Genomic DNA, 19,197 nt, shown 5'->3' on the forward strand with positions numbered 1-19,197 from the left:
TTTTTTAATTAAAAATACTAAAATTAAGTTACAATTAAAAACGCAGTAAATTGAAATAAATTTTACAAAAAAAAGTCCAAAATGAATGATTCTTTTTGGACTTTTATGATTTTGAATACAGTGAAATTAATTCTGTTCTAATTGTTTTTCAGGGTGATAGCCAAAAAGATGATGTTCTTTTATGATTTCGGCAACTCCGGAAGGAAGCATTGGTTCCCAGCCAGGTTTTCCCTGACCAATCATTTTCAATACTTCACGGGAAAATACATTTAAAATATCTGGGTTGTAGTCTACAATATCAACTACTTTTCCGTTGAATTTAAAGAATTTATACAATTCTTTCATTCTTGGATGTACTTTTAGATTTTCTGAAGTAATAATTTCTCCATTTTCACCCAACATTGGATATAAAAACACTTTCATATCACGATAGAATAATTTTCCAAAAGCTTCAAGTATTCCGCCGCTTAAATGGCGGTAGTATTTCTCGTCAAAGATATCGACTAAATTATTTACACCCATTGCAAGTCCCATACGGGCTTTGGTGTAATTAGAGAAATATTCAACCACTTTATAATATTCCTGGAAATTAGAAATCATAACAGTTTGCCCTAATGAACAAAGCAATTCGGCCCTGTCCATAAAATCACGCTCATCAATTTCTCCGTCTGAACGTAAATTTGAAAGCGTAATTTCAAAAACTACTAAAGTATTTTCTTTTTCAACCTTATTCTCTTCCAGAAACATTTTTAAAGATTTCCTGTACATGTCTACATTTACATTGGTAACAGGGCGGAAACTTCCTCTGAAAGCAAGAAGGTTTTTCTTGTATAAAATCGCTGCAGGTAAAATATTTTTTCCTTCCGGATTGAACATTACAGCATCAGTCATGCCGTTTTTAACCAGTTGCAAGCTCATCAGACGATTGTCAACATCTGCAAAACGAGGTCCTGAGAAATTAATCGTATCGATCTCTAACTGATCTTTGTCTAAGTGATCGTATAAATGTCTAAGTAATTTTTTAGGATCGTTATAGGTGTAAAAAGCACCATAAATCAGGTTAACACCTAAAATTCCTAATGTTTCCTGCTGTAATCGGGCATCTGTTTCTTTAAAACGAATGTGAAGGATAATTTCGTTATAAGCTTCATCAGGTTCAATCTGGTATCGGATTCCGACCCAGCCATGACCTTTAAACTGCTTGGCAAAATCTATCGTGGCAACAGTATTGGCGTAACTAAAAAAAAGTTTATTGGGGTGTTTTTCTCTACTCAGACGTTCTTCAATTAGTTCACCTTCAAAGGTTAACATTTTTTTGAGTCGGTTTTCGGTTACATATCGTCCATCACTTTCGGTACCATAAACCGCGTCACTAAAATCTTTATCATAGGCAGACATTGCTTTTGCAATTGTTCCTGATGAACCTCCGGATCTGAAAAAATGTCTTACAGTTTCCTGTCCGGCACCAATTTCTGCAAAAGTTCCGTAAATATTTTCATTTAAATTAATACGTAATGCTTTGTCTTTTATAGAAGGAATCTGAGCGATGACCTTGTCACCTTTGAGTTTTATTTCTGTGCCCATTTTATTTTGAATAGATTTGTTACAAAGTTAGTAAATTAGCGTTCTAATGAAAGAGAAATAATCCCTATTTTTGTAAAAAAAAAAGTTCAATTGAAGATTTATTTTTTAGGTACCGGTACTTCTCAAGGTATTCCCATTATTGGGATTGATCACCCTGTTTGCAAGAGTTTAGACGCTAAGGATAAAAGACTTCGTGTGTCGATTTGGATCACATGGGACGAGCATTCTTATGTAGTGGATTGCGGACCTGATTTCAGGCAGCAAATGCTTTCCTGCGGCTGTCGAAAACTTGATGCCATTTTATTTACACATGAGCATGCTGATCATACGGCGGGTTTAGATGATATTCGGCCTTATAATTTCAGGCAGGGGGAAATTCCCGTTTATGCCCACAAACGAGTGATTGATAATTTAAAAAAGCGTTTTGATTATGTTTTTGAAACAGTCAATAAATATCCAGGCGCACCAAGTGTAAAAACGATTGAAGTAATCAATAACAAGCCTTTTGCTATTGGAGATAAAATGGCTGTCCCGATAAATGTTATGCATGGTGATTTGCAGGTTTTTGGGTACAGAATCGATGACTTTGCTTATTTGACAGATGTAAAAACCATTGACAAAACGGAAACTGAAAAATTAAAAAACCTGAAAGTGCTGGTTGTGAATGCACTTCGCGTAGAACCTCATGATACGCATTTTAATTTGCAGGAAGCACTTGATTTTATCAATTTAGTGAAACCTGAAAAAGCTTATTTAACCCACATTAGCCATGTTTTGGGATTTCATGAAGAAGTTCAGAAACAGCTCCCTGAAAATGTTTTCCTGGCTTATGACAATTTAGAAATTACAATTTAATTATACCTACAAAATGAAGAAATCCTTAATGCTTTATCTTTTTTTATTAGCAATTCTAATGAATATTTTTACTTATATGTTTTACAGCAGAGAAGTAAAATTTGAAAAGGAACGATATGATAAAACGACGAAAAAGCTTAGAGACAGCATCAATCTGGTTTCAACAAAACTAGCTGAATCCAACTATTTTTCATTAGAAAACAATGAAAATGCCCAAAATTATTTTGATAACAGCGCTTCTGGCGGAAAGGTAATTTTATATGAAAAGCTGATTCCGGCGGTAACCGAAAAATTATTGGACTTAAATGCTAATCCAAACGGAAATCCTTACACAGGGCAAGATAAAATTGGACCTAATAAATTTATTATCAATAAAGTAAAAATATTAAATCACAGGTGGATTATTGCTGATTACAGTAATGGCGAATTGTGGGGAGAGGTATTGTTGAAATACTTTGTTGACGATAAGGAAAACATAACTTTTGAAGTAAATCAAACCTGGTTATATCAAAAATAGGATTTTTTTTAATCCTGTTTTACAATTATAAAAAAAATCCGATGCAAGTTATTGTATCGGATTTTTTATAAAAAGATGTTTTGAACTATTCAGCCAGCCAATTCTTAAAATCAAAGAAATTCTGAGGCGCCACGCCATGCCCAACAGGATATTCCTTATAAGTAGCAGGGATATTTAAATTTTCTAAAATAGAAGGCGTTTTTCTGGCCCATTCAATTGGAATTACCTGATCGACTGTTCCGTGAGAAGCGAATATTTTCAGATTTTTGAAATCGTTTTTCTCGTAACCTTCTTTGATAATTTCATCATTAAAATAACCGCTCATAGCAACGACACGCTGAATTTTTTCAGGATATGAAAGTGCAACAGAATAACTTAAAATAGAACCCTGGCTAAAACCGATTAAAGTTACATTATTAGCATCAATGGGATAGTTTAATGTCAACTCATCAATGAATTTAGCAATTAAATCCCTTGAAATTTTTGCTTGTTCGTTGTTAGAAAACTTATTCTGGTCGGCATCAAAATTGATTGCATACCAGGCATATGATCCATACTGTAAATCATAAGGAGCCCTTGCAGAAATTACATAATAATGATCCGGAAGTTCTGTTGCAAACGAAAATAAATCGGCTTCGTTACTGCCATATCCGTGCAATAAAAGCAATAACGGATTTTTATCTAAAATTACTTTTGGCTCTTGTATTTTATATTCTAAAGATAAATTCATTCTTAATTAAAGTTATGAGTTATAAGTTACGAGCTTCCTTAGAAGCCTAACTTTTACAAAGCTTTTGGGATTTGGATTTTTTTTTTGGAATTTTATCCAATGGATTTAAACCATTTCTGATATAAACCGCCAACTAGAGGCACGGGTCTTGTGTGTCCTTGTATGGCGCTGAAAATTCCGTAAGTCCACAAAACAGACATGCAGATCCACATTGGAAACGTAATCAGAAAACTGTCAAAAGGACTGATAATTAAAGCCAGTGAAATAAAAGTAATCGATAGTCCTAAAGCCTGACGGATATGAAAAGAAGCAAAACTGTTTTTGTTTTCCGAATTCATGCTCATGGCAATCAGGACACCAATAATCAGAATATAACTGGTAATAGCAATTGATTTTCCTTCTTCTACTGAATTATTCATTTTATTATTTTGTGATGACAAGTTGATTTTGATTTAAGATTCCGTACACAGAACCTTTGATTTCAGTTCCTAAAAAAGCAGAATTTTTAGACTTTGAAAGAATGTTTTCTTTCGTAAAAGTTGATTTTCCTTCTGGAGTGAAGAAGGTAAAATTAGCTTTTGAGCCTTCTTCGATTGTATTATTTTCTAAACCGAAGACGTTTCTTGAAGTTAGTTTTAAAATTACAGTTTCTAAAGGTAAAACAGTTAATAATGCGCCAAAAGCACTTTCTAAACCTATAGTTCCATTTTTCGCAGTATCAAATTCCATTTTTTTGAATTCAATGTCAATCGGGTTATGATCTGAAGTAATCATGTCGATTGTTCCGTCTAATACAGCATTTATAAGAACTTTTCTGTCAGCTTCGCTTCGTAATGGAGGTGTAACTTTAAAGCGGGTATCGAAACCTTCCAGTTTTTCATCTGTTAAAACTAAATGATGTACAGAAACACTGCAGGTTACCTTTAAGCCTTTTGCTTTAGCTTCTTTAATTAATTCGACTGATTTTGCAGTAGAGATGGTTGGAATGTGAAGTTTACCACCTGTATATTCCAATAAAAATAAGTTTCGGGCGATTTGTAATTCTTCGGCTAAATTCGGAATCCCTTTTAACCCCAGTCTTGTTGAAACAATGCCTTCATTTGCCACTCCGTTTCCTTTGATGTTGGCATCCTGTGAATAGGCGATTACCAAACCATCAAAATCTTGTACATATTGTAAGGCTATTTTGAGCAGATTGGCATTGCCAAGACTTTTATTATAATCTCCAAAAGCGATAGCTCCCGATTTTTTCATGTCAAATAATTCGGCCATGTCTTTTCCTTCGCTGGCTTTCGTTAAAGCACCAATAGGAAATAATTCTGTGGCAAAACCATTTGCTTTGTTTTTTACAAAATTTACCTGCGATTGATTATCAATTACAGGATAGGAGTTTGGTTGAAGAGCAATGGCTGTAAATCCGCTTTTTGCTGCAGTATTCAATCCGTTTGCAATTGTTTCCCTGTCTTCGTAACCAGGCTCTCCAAAAGAAACACTGCTGTCAAACCAGCCTTGGGAAAGGTGTAAATTGTTGAACTTAACTTCGGTTGTGTCGTCAATGTCAAGAATGGAAGTTCCTATTTTTTCTATTAAACCATCTGCAATTAAAAGATCAACAGTCTGGTTGTGAAACGGACTTTTTGAATCGATAATTTTGGCGCTTCTGATGATTATTTTCATATGTAGAGAAATTTATTTTTTACTTAAAGATTCCGTTTTGTCATTTCGACGAAGGAGAAATCGCATCCAGAATTTCATATAGTTCGTTCTCAGCGTGTGTGATTACTCCTTCGTCGAAATGACAGTGAAATCTATTTTACAAATTTAATGATGGCCATTTCTAATGCTAAAAACAGCAATGCAAAGATAACAAACCATTTCCAAATTTGGCTGTCAGTTCGTTCTGTTTGCAGTGTATTAAAAATAGTTGAAATCGTATCGGCAGTTTTAAAATCTGAAACTACGTTTGTATTTACCTGATTCAAATCACTTTCGCTTCGGTTGTAATTGAAACTCAGGTTTTCGACTGGTTCTTTTTTATCGTAAACACTGTAATTTCCGGCTGTGTCCGGGAAATCATTGAAAGTTAATTTGACCTTATTGTTCAGGATCTGCTGAATCGGAATAAATGAATCTTCCGTTCCTTTTACCTCTAAAATCGCATCTTTGCTCAATAATACATCCACAAAATAAGGCTGATTATTGCCAATAGTCAAAGCATTTACGCCTGTTTTTTGATTGTTTTGCCCCATTTTATAAAATAAGGGAACAATTAACGGCGATTGCTGGAAGTTAGAATTGGTGCTGTTTATTGGTGCTGAAAAAACCGTAATTCCTGCAACCGGATTTTGGATCATGGTTACAAACGGACTTTGATCTTCATAGGATAAAACTGCCGGATATGGACTGGAAATATCAAAAGAAGAATTGGTTTTTGGATATTGGAAATTCGTGATTTTATTCTCAAAAACGCCTGAAAACAAGGGGTGATCAAAATTAATTTTCGTAATCAGCCTGCTTGCTGTTTTTAGACTGTTGATCTGAATTTTTCCAAAATTCCCTAAAAAAGTATTTAAATTTGAAACGGAACTTTTTTCAGAAGGAATAATAACCAGATTACCGCCTTTTGAAACAAAAGCTTTTAAAGTCGTCTGCAAAGCCTGTGGAATTTCGGTTAATTCATTCAGGATTATAGTGTTTTGTTTTTCTAAGCTATTGTAATCTAAAGCGCTGATTGGGTAATTGTTGTAATTGAATTCTGCCGGAGTATAAATTCTTGATAAAAAGCCGTTTTTTTCTGGTTCCCCGATACTGATCACATTTGTCTTTTTAGCTTTCGAGATACTGAAAAAAAGTTTGTTGTCGTAAGCCAGACCGTTGTCTTCGATTGTCACATAACCATGAAAGGCTTCTTTCGGAATTGTAAAATTGACCTTCTTTTTCTTCGCATCAAAGTTAATAATTGTTTTGGCAATTAGCTTTTTCTGATTGTACAATGCTATCGAAACAGGTTTAAAATCCTCACCGTATGCCGATAAGTTGATTCCTATTTCGTAGAAATTTTCTAAAGTCTGATTGATAAAAACGCTGTCAATAGAAATGTTGTTTTTTTGTTCTGCTTCCGGAATTATAAAATACGGTTTTTCTTCGAAATCAATATTTTTCACCTCTTTTTCGGGTAAACCAACAGCATCAGTGATAATAACAATATCCTTTTTATGGACGGATTTGTGTGCTTTTATTTTTGCAGTTATGGCTGAAAGTTCAAATGGAGTAGCACTGTATTTTAAATTCTGGAGCGCACTTTTAGCCGATTTAATATCCGTGTTCCATAAATTTTCGGTGTTGGTCAGTAATGAAAATTTAGCAGTTTCTGGTGTGTTTTCCAACAGTTCCTGAACAGCACGTTTTAATAATTCGCCTTTTTTTCCTTTGGCCTGCATACTGAATGAATTATCCAGGACAATGTACATTTCGTTTGAGGCATTTTTACTGTCTTTTGCTTCAAAAAAAGGCTGGGCAAAAGCAATAATTGCACATGTCAATAGTAACAAACGTGTAGCTAATAATAACCTTTTTTTGATTTTTGAACTTTTACGGGTCTGAACCGCAAGTTCTTTTAGAAACCGGACATTTGTGAAATAGGAAGTTTTAAAACGTCGTAATTGAAATAAATGAACCAAAATTGGCACAATCAATAAGAACAGAAAGTATAGAATTTCGGGATTTTTAAAATGCATTCAGGTTTTGATTTATTTCACTGCGTTATATTTTTGCAAATGTGCTTGCCAAAAATACAAATTTGTTGAGAGTTTAAAGCTTTTCAAAGCAGGATTTTTTATTCAAAAAATATTTGAATAATATAAGTTTTAGAAATTCATTTATAAATGAAAAATCTGTAGGAAAAGATATTATTACCTATTTTAGCTAATTCAAAAAACCACTTTACAATATGAAAAAAATGTATTTAATACTATTTTCAGCTTTAGTAGTGACCACTTCAAAAGCTCAAAATAAGTTTAACTTGTTGGTAGGAACTTATACCAATACCTGCGAAAGCAAAGGAATTTATGTTTATGAGTTTGATGCTAATTCAGGAGATTTTAAATTAAAAAAATCTTCGGAGGGTGTTGTAAGTCCGAGTTATTTATCGGTTTCGGCAGATAATAAGTTTGTTTATGCTGTAAATGAAAACGGAAAACAAAGTGCAGTAAGTGCTTTTAGTTATAATTCTAAATCCGGCACAATAAAATTAATAAATAAGAATGATGCTTTGGGCGCCGATCCCTGTCATTTGATTAATGACAGCAAAAATGTAATTACGGCTAATTATTCCGGTGGGAATATTGCCGTATTTAAGAAAAATGCTGACGGAAGTATTACAGAAGGACAACAGCTTATCCAGCATGAAGGCAAAGGACCAAATGAAGCACGTCAGGAAAAAGCGCATATGCATATGGTTGCTTTTTCTCCGGATAAAAAGTTTGTTTTAGCCAGTGATTTAGGTTTAGATAAAATTTTTATCTATAAATATAATCCTGGTGCAGCACATGAAATTTTAAAATTAAAAGAAAGTGTAAATGTAAAGGCAGGAAGCGGACCAAGGCATTTGACTTTTAGCAAAGATGGTAAATTTGTTTATCTGATTCAGGAATTAGACGGAACCCTTACGACTTTTAGTTATGACAAAAGCGGAAGTTTAAAAAAGATTGCAGAAACAAGTATTCTTGCTAAAAATTTTAAAGGCGGTACAGGCGCAGCCGCAATTAAAATTTCACCAGATGGAAAATTTCTATATGTGACAGATCGTGTTGATGCGAACAATATTTCAGTTTATAAAATCCTTAAAAACGGCAGCATTCAATTGGTAGAACAACAAAGTACATTAGGAAAAGGCCCAAGGGATTTTGCTATTGATCCAACGGGGAATTATCTATTGGTTGGACATCAATATACGAATGAAATAATTGTTTTTAAAAGAGATAAAACTACAGGAAAGCTTACGAATACAGGAAAGAAAATAGAGTTATGTTCCCCTGTTGGACTGGTTTTTACTAAAATATAGTGTATCAAATTCCAAAAAAATAAAAATTCCAGATTCCAATTTTAGACTTTAATTGGAATTTGGAATTTTTTTATTGTGATTTACTACCTGTCGTTATTTTTTTTTCTTCTTCTCATTTCTTGTCTTCAGCATATTTCTGTTAACAGAACCATGTGTTTTCTTTTTTGTTTTTGAAGGTCCGCCCAGATTGACTTTTTGGTTCTTTTTAGATTTTTCGTGAAAAGCCCCGTCACCTTCCAGTTTTACTTTTTTCATCAAAAACTTAATCGGCTGTTTGTCTTTTTCAGGCTCGATTAGTTTGGCTGAAATTTCAACTTCTTCAGGCAAATCAGTGATTTCAAGCTCCTGATCCATCAAAAGTTCAGTTTCGATTTTAAATTCTTCTTCTCTTGGAGAAACAAAACTAATGGCTGTTCCCGTTGCATCTGCACGGCCTGTACGGCCAATTCGGTGCATATACAATTCAGGCTCTTCAGGCATTTCGAAATTAATTACGTGTGTGATGTTAGAAATATCAAGACCCCTTGCCATAACGTCGGTTGTTATTAAGCCACGAAGATTTCCTTCCTGAAATTCGGCCATCGTACTCAAACGATAATTTTGGGATTTATTAGAATGAATTACACCAAATTGCCCTGCAAAAAGCTCATCAATTCGATTGAAAAGCATATCCGAAATCTTTTTGTTATTTACGAAAACTAAAATACGGCTCATACTTTCGTTAGTCTCCAATAAATGTTTTAACAGATTTACTTTCGTATTGAAATTCGGAACGTTATAGGTAATCTGGGTAATTTTTTCAAGCGGTGTTCCTGAAGCAGCAAGAGTAACTTCTTCTGGAAAATCAAAATAATCATTTAAAATATCGTCAACTTCATCTGTCATCGTTGCAGAGAACAAGATATTCTGACGTTTGGTTTTCATCATAGCTAAAAGCGAAGTAAGCTGTGGTCTGAAGCCTAAATTCAGCATTTCATCAAATTCATCGATAACCAGTTTTTGGGTGTCATCAAAACGAACAACAGCATCAAGCGCTAAATCCATCGTACGACCCGGAGTTCCCACTAAAATGTCAACACCTTCGTAAACCGCTTTTTTTTGAGTATTGATGTTTACGCCACCATAAATCCCCAGAGTTTTAACGGACATATAGGTGGTTAACTTTTCAACTTCTTCCACAACCTGGACTACTAATTCGCGGGTTGGTACCAGAATTACGATTTTTGGCGTATTGGTATTGGTGAATTTATATAATTTTAAAAGAGGGAGTAAATAAGCAAATGTTTTACCGGTTCCGGTTTGTGCAATTCCCATCATATCTCGGCCGGACATAATTACAGAAAAAGATTTTTCCTGAATAGGAGTAGGTGTAACAAATCCTAATTCGTCAACAGCTTTTTGTAATGATTTTGGAAGATTGAATTTTTCGAAAGTACTCATTTGCATTAATTTTTTGCAAAGATAGCATTAAATCCTCTTTGAAACAGAGAAATACGAAAAACATCGTGAGTTAGTTATGTCTTTTGTGGTAAAATGTTATTTTAAATATCTTTTTACCCGAAATAATAATTCGTTAGGACTAAAAGGTTTAGCGATAAAATCGTCAACGCCTAATTTAAAAGCGTCCAAAACTGTAGCTTCCTCTTCACCCAGGGAAGACAAAGCAATAACAGGTGTTTTAGTGAAGTTGTCTTTGATGAATTTTATAACTTCAAGACCCGATTTCATAGGCATTAAAATATCTGTCATAACCAAATCAGGCTTTTCTTCCGGAATTCTTTCAATAGCATCTAATCCGTTTTTTGAAATAATAACTTCGTACCCTTCTTTAGAAAAGATATACTTTAATATCTGTATGGTCATGTTATCATCTTCAATAATAAATATCCTTTTTGGCATGAGCTGATCTTTAGGGCTATTATTTGAGTATTATTTCATCTATCATCAGCATGGGTTTTTTGTTTTTTCTTTCGCGCCATGCAGGTAATTTTTGTTCGGGGACTATAATGACTTTGATTCTATCAAAATTACGGAAACTAATGCTGTTAAAACTGTATTTTTTTACAGTAAAGTCATAATTTTCAGTTAAATATGATTCTTTTTTCTCCTTTAAAGTTTTCCATTTCTGATTTTTGAATCCTTTTATAATAATTTTTGAGGGTGGAAAAATCCAGTGACGCTGATCTTCCAGACATTGAAATTCTAACGAGTTGAAATCTGTATTATTGCAATTAATAATTATTTCGGCATTTTGGCCATACCATCCTGTCCAGTTCAGATTAAAATCTTTATAACCTTTTATCCCGTCTTGTAATCCATTTTCTTTTTTTAGGTTGAATTCAGGTTCGGGTTTTGTCACAAATTCATATTTTAGGTTTTCTCCTATATGATCGACAACATTGTTTTGAGCGATGTAGTTCCATTGAGTACTATATTCTTCAGGACTTAAGCCCTCTTCATTAAGTTCATAAATTCCGAAATCAGTACAATTTTGTACAAAATTCTGAACCCTTTTTTCCAGATGATCTTTGACAGAAAATGAATCTCCATTTTTTTGAAACATTCCGTGTGCTTCTTTTCCGTAGAATTTCGCCTGTTCGAAATAGACATATTCTAATGCCAGTCTCAGTTTTAAAACTCTCTTTACAATTACAGGTTTGTTTTTTGAAACCATTTCTGCCTGGCTTATTAACTGATCGTACTGATCCATTGCCTCAGATGATAGAAATGTGTTTCTGCTTTCTATTGGATTTGTATAAATATTGAGATAACGGTCACTTTTTTCCTGATTTTGAATAAGTAATTCAATATATTTCTTAACAAATGGTGCCGCATCGCCATAAAATCCATTTATAAAATCATTCGTGACAGCTTCAGCATCAGTATCAGTATCCCAAATTATTTTTGCCAGAAGATATTGTCGTAATTCATATAAATCTCCGGCAATATCAGCATAGCCCTGTACAAACAGTCCTTTGACCTTATTTTGTTTGTATAATTTGTAGTTTTTCGAAAAAGCATGAAAATTTGGAAAAGGGGAAAGATAATTGGTAAACTCAACGGTGTAATCCCATAAATACAAATTTTCTGTTGCGGTATTCCATTTGTTGAGAATATTTACAAAACTGTTCTTGTCTGATGTTTCTTCTATAGCTTTACCGCGATTCATTTCTATTGGACAAAAAATTGTATAAATATTAGGCTTGATTTTTATGTTTTTTGGAGCCTGATAAGTGTGAAGATATGCTAAAGTTGTAATTTTCGTTTTTGGGAATTGTGCTGCAATTTTGTTCAGGAAATAATATAATGATCCTTGCGGTCCCCCATGTTTTTCGTTTAAAGCTTTGCATTTATCACATTCACAATAAACCACATCATCGTTTTGGCTTACTGAAAAGAAACGGGCATTAGGGTTTTGACTTATAATGTCCGTCATTTTTTTTGAAACAATTTTGACTACAGCATCATTGGTCATGCATAATGATCCGGTATTTCTCTTACCTTCATAAAGGGCAAAAAAGTCTGGATTTGTTTTGGAATACTCTTTGGCACTTACTAATTTGTAAAAGGAGTGTCCCCAAATACCAAAATCATCGATATGCCAATCCAGTTTGTGCCATTCCCTAAAATTTTCATCGTAGCAATCAGGATAAAATAAAGCCCGGTATTCAAAAGAAGGTTTATAAGTTTTATGGAAGTTTTTTGGAAAAGTTACTTCTGTAAGCTTCGGAATAAAACTGTCTTTTGCAGTGTATTTTCTAAAACCCCATGTTTCCAGTAAAGTATAAATGGCGTATCGTAACGTTTTTTCATTCGAACCAATCAGATAAATATTTTTTTCGTTGCTTTTGATTATAAACGAATCATTTTCACCAATACTTCCTTGATTAACTTCAAGAATTATTTTTGAATTCTCAGCGTTTTCTGATTTAGCATTCTGAATTAAAAATGGATTATCGAAAGCCTGATCCAGATAGGTTTTTAAGAGAACTGATGCTTTTTGAGTATTTTCATCAGAAGAAACAATAATCACTTCCTGTCCTTTCGTATTTGCTAAATGTAAGGAGTTTTGAGCCATAATTTTGCAGTTTAGAAAAGATAGGAAAACAACAATGTAAAAAATAATGTGTTGTTTGATTTTCATTTTTTAGAATTGATATTGAAGCTCCGGATGAGCCTTGATTTCTCTTTCTTATTACAAAATTGACTTCAAACGATTTAGGTATAAATGATTCACTTTAATTTTCAAATGCAATTACCTGAAGCGGATTTCCCAGGACAATGCAAGGGTAGAAATCCAGAAATAATTTCCCTGATCAAAAGGGATTTCCTGATGAATGATTCCGAGTTGTGCGCCCCAGGCATTTTGTTTGTTATGGGTCGAGAAATAATAAGAGACATTCAGTTTTTGCGATTGCAGGTTTACGATTCGGTTATCATTTTCAAAAAAGTAATTCTGATTAAGTTCCGGTGAAATTCCAGCTCCGATATTGATGCCAAAGTAGTTATCAGCATCGCTTCTGTATTTTCGGTATGTTAGAGTACCTGAAGAACTTAAACCATTATCACCCGGAGTAAAATAGGGACGGAAAGACCAATAATTATTTCCATTATACCAGGTTACAGAACCTGTATAAATCATGGTAGTTGTATCGTATTGCAAACCTCTGAGTCCAGCCGAAATTTCAAAACTTCTTGGCAGCGATTTGAAAATCTCTGCTCCGTATCTATAATCAGGGAATAAAGAAGAACCGGATATACCAAAGTTCAGATAGGCATAAGTTCCTTTGGCAATTTTAGGATATAAATCGACCTCATACTGAGTTCCGTACTCACCAAGCCTTCTGTCGATGTTTACTCTCCCGATAATACTTCCATATTTGGTTTGTCGTGCATATTTTACAGCATTGTAAAACATAGGATCAAATACATCAGAATAAATATTGACTTCTGAAGTGACGCCAATAGTATTGTTTAGCACTTTTTTTCTCAAATCCGATTCCGATTCTTTAGATATAGAATCCTTCGGGATATCGCTCGATATTGTTTGTACAGCACCGGCAGTGGCAGTTGGGATCATGGTGCTTTCCTGTGCGCTTTTCTGCAAGTCTAATATTTCAGCATCATTTGTGAATTTTTTTAATGCTTTTCGGGATAATTTTAATGCAAGAAAAGGAAAGCCTCCCCATATTTCATTTTTAATGGCTGCTATCCACGTAGTTTTCCTGTGTTGGTCTTTTACCAAAATCTTCTGAAATTCGGTTCTTGCTTTTTTATAATCGCCATCCCAGGCATAGGTTGAAGCTAAAAATTCGCGAACATCATGATAATTAGGATATTTAGTCAGGATATGCAATAAAGTATCCTGTGCCTGCTTTCTACTATTATTAAAAGCCAGATCACGGGCCTTTGCAAATGAAACGTCAGGGTCACCACTATAAATTTTTTCTTGTCCTGTCATCTTAAACGATGCGGAAAATAAAGTTATAATGAGAAAAATATAGATTTGAAAATTTCTATGTCCAATTTTTATAAGATTCCCCATGACTTATTTGGTATTTGAATTGTTGATTGATTTTTGAGATCTTTCGATCTTTATTTTGATTTCGGGATTTTTTACACCGTTTGAAAGTGCTAATTTACCTGTTTCGATAGCTTTCTTATTCTGATCAGACCACCAATAAACATCCATCAGGGCTAAATAAGCATCATCATACAAAGGCATTCTTTTGATGACAATCAGTAACTCATTTTCTGCTTTTTTGTATTCACCGTCCCAACCAAATATCCGGCCTTTTAAAGTCCGTACATCTGAATAATTGGGTAATTCATTTAATATATAATCACATAACAAAATCGCCGTTTTGTGCTTTTTATTGAAAGCTAATTCCCTTGCTTTGAAAAACATCTGGTCGGGATTTAATCCTTTGGTTAGTTTGTCGATCTCCATTTGCTCTTCTTTAGTAAAATCGACGCCCTGTTCTTTGCTTAAACTCAAAGATTTTGGAATAATTTTGTCTTTTTGTGTCAAATAAGCATTCAGCTGTTTAAAAGCATTGAATTCGCTGGTAATCTTATTCAAAATGGCATCGTCATTGATGCTTTCTACATCAAAATTGTCTTTTATTTTGTACAATTCACCACTTGAGTACAAATATTCTTTATACACATAATCATCAATTGTTCCTTTATTGCGCGTTAAAGGTATACCCTGAGTGTTTCTGAATTCTTTTGCCGTATCAAGACCTTTTCCCATCCAGGCCGTTTGATCCAGTCTGTTGAATTTGTAATTATTAAACAAAAAGGAAACTAAACTTGGTGTTACATCCCAGTGGGAAGAAACCGACTTAAACGATTCAGTTTTTTTCAGCATTGGACTAAATATATACAAAGGTACATGAAAGCGGCATAATTTGTCTTTTTGTGTAATAGGAATCAAACGGTGGTCGCCTGTAATTATAAAGATAGTATTTTTATAATCAGGTCTTTTTGCATACGCTTCCATATAATTTTTGATGGAATTATCAGTGTAATTCAGACAGGCAAAAATATCTTTATAAGAGCTAATATTATCTTTTTGTGATTTTAAATTTTCATTCGCATCAATAATGCCGTCAATTTTTTTCAGATATGCATTTTTTTCCGGAAAGTCAAAAGGTTCATGATTGGTGAGGGTTTGTATGATATCCAGTCTTGGAACCTTCATTTTGTTAGTTTCGATAAGTGCTTTTCTGAAAATTTCAGCATCAGGATACCCCCATGAAAAACCTCCTGAATTGGCTTTTGTCTGTATATATTCAGGGCCATAGCTGCTTTTGTCTATTGTGTTGTCGATACCGTTTTGATCCAAAAAGTTAATTTTTCTATCAAAATTAGCGTTATCGCCTGAATAGAAAGATGTCGTGTATCCATTTGCCTTTAACACATTTATCAGCGAAAGATGCCTAGGATAAGGATTTAATTCTAAAAAACCTTTTTGACCGTAAGTAAGTGAACCCAATAATGACGATAGTACAGCAAAAGTCCTTCCTCCGTTGCTTAAAAAATTTTCCCAATACAATGATTTAGGAATCATCGAATCTAAGTAAGGTGTAAAGCCTGCATATTCATTTTTGCCAATAAATTCGGCTCCCAGGCCTTCGACTACAATAACGACAATATTTGGTTTTTCATTTGTAATAGTAAAATAAGGTGCTAAAACGTCCGGAGTCTCTTTAAATGGTTTTAGCATCGGATATTCCGATTTGAATTTAATGCTTTGAACGTTTTCGGCTATACTTTTATCTCTTTCAAACCTGATGATATCTTTAGTTATAAAGGCAAGTTTGTTTTCATACTTAGAATCAGACAGGCCGGAAACAAAAAGTTTCATAACTCCAGCAATAATCAATAATGCAAATGTTGTTGCTAAAACGATCTTTCCTTTGCCTAATCTGGTAAAAGCAAAATTGGTTCCCAGGTAAACCAGAGGAATTATAAAGAACGGCAAAAAGAACATAAATGAAAGCGATTCTGATGCTGTGACAGTGGTGTACATGTCTGAAAAAGAATATCCCAGCAAGTCAGCTCCAAGGTTAACAAGTGTCGTAGAACTGTATTTTACCAATGCAAACTGTATGAGTCCGACCAGCGTAAAAAGTACAGTCATAAAGCGTATGGCAAACGTTTTATTTGTGTATCCAACGATTATGAATAAGGGCAAAAGCACTAAACTCACTGCAATGGCTGATAAAAAATCATTAGCTAATTTATAACCAATCTCAAGCCACATGTTTGGAATTGTAATACCGTTTGCTATTTTTAAATACGTTTCTGCAAAACTGGATAGCCAAAAAATAAATACTAAAGACGTGGTGAGATATAAGTATTTTAAATGGTGTGTTTGCATTTGTCTTATTTTATATTGTATAAAGTTTTCTTTTTCTTTGATTGTTACAGGATTATCAAAACCTTGCCGCTTCATATTTCCCCAGCTTTGCTCTTTTAGGCTAAAGAAGTTATAATACCCTTTTAGTGAAGCATACACACAAATAGGGTGGTAGCAAAAAGGTTCAATAATGGCCATCAGCACTAAAATAATGATTTCTTTGGCATTGGCATAATTTTTATAAATAACATCATCCAAAAGGATGGATATAAAAGTCACGATAATGTAAAAGAAATAAACAGTTAACGTCAGATAAATAAAATTAACATAATCTTCATGAAAAAAAATAAAGCAAAAAATTAATACAATAGCCCCAATTACTTCCAGAATAGGAATCAGAAATTCAAAAAAGAGAAAATAAGGGAATATTAAAAAAGCTGTCCTTTGGTATTTTGGATTAAAAAACATGTTTTTATGCAGAAATAATGTCTCGACCAAACCTCTTGACCATCGTACGCGCTGGCGTATAAAAACTTCTCTTGTAGCAGGAACTTCTGTCCAGCATAGTGATTCAGGAATGTATTGTATCGAAAAAGGCAGTTTGTGGTCGTACATATATTTTCTCATTCGGGTTACCAGTTCCATGTCTTCGCCTAAAGATTTATGAAAATAACCACCGGCAGCAATAGCAATTTCTTTATCGAACATTCCAAGAGCTCCGGAAACCAATAGTAATCCGTTCACTTTACTCCAGGCCATCCTGCCAAAGAGAAATGCCCTGACATACTCCAGTTCCTGAAACCTGGGCAGCCAGCCTTTTGGGAAATGAACTTTGACCAAAAAACCATTTTTTACTTCGCAGGAATTTGAAATCCTAATGCCTGCGCCGGTTGCAATGACTCTTTTTTTGGACTCAATGAACGGTTTGGCTAGTTTTATAATTGTATCACTTTTTAAAATGCAATCAACATCAGTACAGATAAATAATGGATATTGAGTAGAATTTATTCCAACATTAACCGCATCAGCTTTGCTTTTTGCATTTTCTTTATCCACTACCAAAAGTTTATGATAAAGCGGATTGGTAGATTTATAGTGGCCTCTGACGATGTGGGTTTTAATCTGTTCCTGATAATAGAAATCAACTTTTACCAGTTCAAATTCTTTAATTAGTTTTTCTAAAGTACCATCCGAACTTCCGTCATTGACAAGTATTATTTCAAATTTGGGATAATTTAATGACAGCAGGGATTTGACATTATTTACTACTGTAGCTCCTTCGTTGAATGCTGGCGCCACAATGGAAACCCCTGGAATGTAATTGGATTTTATAATAACATTGTCAGGGAGAAAATGTTTGGTATTAAGGCTTCTTTTGATTGCATAATAGGACAATCCTGCCAATATACTATAAAAGATGATATATGTGATTGAAAATGCACCTATGAAATTCGTATAGAAGGATAAGATGTCGTCTGTCATTTTTTAATGGCTTTAACATGTTGAATCATTTTTTGCACATCTTCATTATCTAAAAAATTACTGCTAAAAAAGTTTGGGTTTATTTTATACAGACAATAAACAGCATCCAGTTTGATGCTTTCATCAGTTTTGGTTTCTAATAACTGGGCAATAAAATTTTCTGATGCTGCTGTTCCTATTTTGGCGAGTGTGTTAAAAATTTCAAGCTTATTTTCGGTATCTTCTTTACTGAAATGTTTTATTAATTCAGTTTCAGCTTCGACAATGTATAAGGAATTAATAGCTAAAATTACTTCATGACGAACCGCTTTATCGGTGTGATTCAGTAATTCTATTATTTTATTATTTTCATTAGCATAGTTGTAAAATATCATCAGTTTAATGCCCAATTTTACAATAGTTGGATTCTCAGCAACAATCCATTCTTTTAAATTTGCCGGCATTTTTGTTTTTTTATGATGGAGAATATCCATGATATTGATTTCTTCTGCAATTGTGATCTCATGCGAAAAATCAATCAGTGATTCTAGTTTATCTGGTCTTAATGAAATCAATGCTAAAAAAGCCCTCGATTTTATATCTCTGTTTTTGTGATTTAATAAAGGTGTGATGTACATTTTCCCTTTTTTATAGTCTAATGATTCAAGTTGAAACAATCCGAGGCATTTTAAGTAAAAATGACGGCTCTTTAAAAGTTTTTGGGTATATCGAAATAAGTCAAATTGTTCATAGATGTAATGAAATTTATTAGTAACCTCGCCTTTTAAGTTTTTTTTCAAAAAAATAATCTCGTTAAGTAATAATTTTTTGCACCAGTTTTTTTCAAAAGGAATAACTTTTTTAAATTGCTCTATTTCATAATGGTGAAGTTTTTCGTCAAAAGGAGAAAAAATCAGATTGGTCAGAAAGACATCAATTTCATTTTTTGTTGCATCAAATCTGGGGCTAAATGAATCGTAGCGGTATCTGTTGATTATTAAAACTATGATTAATAGTACACAACCAATGATTAGTATAGGCAATATAAATCGAATAAAGTAATGAATAAATACTTCCATTTAGTACATACTTATGAAATAATCGGTTCTTTAAGAGCTAAC

General features: G+C 33.6%; 14 protein-coding genes. 3 read left to right on the forward strand and 11 right to left on the reverse strand.

All coding sequences use genetic code 11. The features are described 5' to 3' along the window. Positions 1–126 precede the first annotated feature (126 nt). Positions 127–1,584, reverse strand: coding sequence for a TonB-dependent receptor (locus tag OZP09_RS19295; protein ID WP_281309845.1), 1,458 nt, complete (start codon positions 1,582–1,584; stop codon positions 127–129). A 90-nt stretch (positions 1,585–1,674) separates the two neighbouring features. Here OZP09_RS19295 and OZP09_RS19300 point away from each other — a divergent pair, with 90 nt between their 5' ends. Continuing rightward, the gene (locus OZP09_RS19300; RefSeq protein ID WP_281309846.1) at positions 1,675–2,439 is read left to right on the forward strand and encodes an MBL fold metallo-hydrolase; all 765 of its coding nucleotides are present in this window, start codon (positions 1,675–1,677) and stop codon (positions 2,437–2,439) included. Between the two features lie 13 nt (positions 2,440–2,452). After that, positions 2,453–2,956 carry a hypothetical protein gene (locus tag OZP09_RS19305; RefSeq protein ID WP_269235266.1) on the forward strand — a complete coding sequence of 168 codons (504 nt, stop codon included), beginning with the start codon at positions 2,453–2,455 and terminating at the stop codon, positions 2,954–2,956. Between the two features lie 85 nt (positions 2,957–3,041). Here the strand turns inward: OZP09_RS19305 and OZP09_RS19310 are convergent, their stop codons facing one another. From OZP09_RS19310 to OZP09_RS19325, 4 genes are all read right to left on the reverse strand, one after another. Further along, positions 3,042–3,686, reverse strand: coding sequence for an alpha/beta hydrolase (locus OZP09_RS19310; protein WP_269235267.1), 645 nt, complete (start codon positions 3,684–3,686; stop codon positions 3,042–3,044). A gap of 92 nt (positions 3,687–3,778) precedes the next feature. Beyond that, complete coding sequence (locus OZP09_RS19315) at positions 3,779–4,105, reverse strand: hypothetical protein (RefSeq protein ID WP_223681573.1); 327 nt, start codon at positions 4,103–4,105, stop codon at positions 3,779–3,781. Between the two features lie 4 nt (positions 4,106–4,109). Further along, on the reverse strand, positions 4,110–5,363 hold the full coding sequence (locus OZP09_RS19320) for a dihydroorotase (protein ID WP_269235268.1): 1,254 nt from the start codon (positions 5,361–5,363) through the stop codon (positions 4,110–4,112). Positions 5,364–5,494: 131 nt separating this feature from the next. Then, positions 5,495–7,423, reverse strand: coding sequence for a vWA domain-containing protein (locus tag OZP09_RS19325; protein ID WP_269235269.1), 1,929 nt, complete (start codon positions 7,421–7,423; stop codon positions 5,495–5,497). Positions 7,424–7,635: 212 nt separating this feature from the next. On the opposite strand from OZP09_RS19325, the gene OZP09_RS19330 reads away from it, so the two are divergent. Further along, on the forward strand, positions 7,636–8,748 hold the full coding sequence (locus OZP09_RS19330) for a lactonase family protein (RefSeq protein ID WP_269235270.1): 1,113 nt from the start codon (positions 7,636–7,638) through the stop codon (positions 8,746–8,748). 93 nt (positions 8,749–8,841) lie between these two features. Here the strand turns inward: OZP09_RS19330 and OZP09_RS19335 are convergent, their stop codons facing one another. The 6 genes from OZP09_RS19335 to OZP09_RS19360 all read right to left on the reverse strand — a co-directional run bounded on the left by OZP09_RS19335 (position 8,842) and on the right by OZP09_RS19360 (position 19,155). Then, entirely contained in the window at positions 8,842–10,188 is a 1,347-nt protein-coding gene (locus OZP09_RS19335; protein WP_281309847.1) for a DEAD/DEAH box helicase, read from the reverse strand. A gap of 96 nt (positions 10,189–10,284) precedes the next feature. Continuing rightward, entirely contained in the window at positions 10,285–10,647 is a 363-nt protein-coding gene (locus OZP09_RS19340) for a response regulator transcription factor (RefSeq protein ID WP_269235271.1), read from the reverse strand. 19 nt (positions 10,648–10,666) lie between these two features. Beyond that, positions 10,667–12,826: a glycoside hydrolase family 20 protein gene (locus tag OZP09_RS19345; RefSeq protein ID WP_269235272.1), complete on the reverse strand. Its 2,160-nt coding sequence runs from the start codon at positions 12,824–12,826 to the stop codon at positions 10,667–10,669. Positions 12,827–13,003: 177 nt separating this feature from the next. Next, positions 13,004–14,209, reverse strand: coding sequence for a YaiO family outer membrane beta-barrel protein (locus OZP09_RS19350; protein WP_281309848.1), 1,206 nt, complete (start codon positions 14,207–14,209; stop codon positions 13,004–13,006). 87 nt (positions 14,210–14,296) lie between these two features. Next, positions 14,297–18,097, reverse strand: a complete 3,801-nt coding sequence (locus tag OZP09_RS19355) for a sulfatase-like hydrolase/transferase (protein WP_281309849.1) — start codon at positions 18,095–18,097, stop codon at positions 14,297–14,299. Beyond that, complete coding sequence (locus OZP09_RS19360; protein WP_269235278.1) at positions 18,094–19,155, reverse strand: HEAT repeat domain-containing protein; 1,062 nt, start codon at positions 19,153–19,155, stop codon at positions 18,094–18,096. Before OZP09_RS19360 ends, OZP09_RS19355 begins: the two co-directional genes overlap by 4 nt. Positions 19,156–19,197: the final 42 nt, after the last annotated feature.

Origin of the sequence: Flavobacterium flavigenum (assembly GCF_027111255.2) — a bacterium.
Lineage (GTDB): Bacteria > Bacteroidota > Bacteroidia > Flavobacteriales > Flavobacteriaceae > Flavobacterium > Flavobacterium flavigenum.

Bases quoted from the DNA above. Each gene is read 5' to 3' on its own strand.
- OZP09_RS19305 (WP_269235266.1), top strand. From the start codon at position 2,453: ATGAAGAAATCCTTAATGCTTTATCTTTTTTTATTAGCAATTCTAATG.
- OZP09_RS19315 (WP_223681573.1), bottom strand. From the start codon at position 4,105: ATGAATAATTCAGTAGAAGAAGGAAAATCAATTGCTATTACCAGTTAT.
- OZP09_RS19320 (WP_269235268.1), bottom strand. From the start codon at position 5,363: ATGAAAATAATCATCAGAAGCGCCAAAATTATCGATTCAAAAAGTCCG.
- OZP09_RS19355 (WP_281309849.1), bottom strand. From the start codon at position 18,097: ATGACAGACGACATCTTATCCTTCTATACGAATTTCATAGGTGCATTT.
- OZP09_RS19310 (WP_269235267.1), bottom strand. From the start codon at position 3,686: ATGAATTTATCTTTAGAATATAAAATACAAGAGCCAAAAGTAATTTTA.
- OZP09_RS19340 (WP_269235271.1), bottom strand. From the start codon at position 10,647: ATGCCAAAAAGGATATTTATTATTGAAGATGATAACATGACCATACAG.
- OZP09_RS19325 (WP_269235269.1), bottom strand. From the start codon at position 7,423: ATGCATTTTAAAAATCCCGAAATTCTATACTTTCTGTTCTTATTGATT.
- OZP09_RS19350 (WP_281309848.1), bottom strand. From the start codon at position 14,209: ATGACAGGACAAGAAAAAATTTATAGTGGTGACCCTGACGTTTCATTT.
- OZP09_RS19335 (WP_281309847.1), bottom strand. From the start codon at position 10,188: ATGAGTACTTTCGAAAAATTCAATCTTCCAAAATCATTACAAAAAGCT.
- OZP09_RS19360 (WP_269235278.1), bottom strand. From the start codon at position 19,155: ATGGAAGTATTTATTCATTACTTTATTCGATTTATATTGCCTATACTA.
- OZP09_RS19345 (WP_269235272.1), bottom strand. From the start codon at position 12,826: ATGGCTCAAAACTCCTTACATTTAGCAAATACGAAAGGACAGGAAGTG.
- OZP09_RS19330 (WP_269235270.1), top strand. From the start codon at position 7,636: ATGAAAAAAATGTATTTAATACTATTTTCAGCTTTAGTAGTGACCACT.
- OZP09_RS19295 (WP_281309845.1), bottom strand. From the start codon at position 1,584: ATGGGCACAGAAATAAAACTCAAAGGTGACAAGGTCATCGCTCAGATT.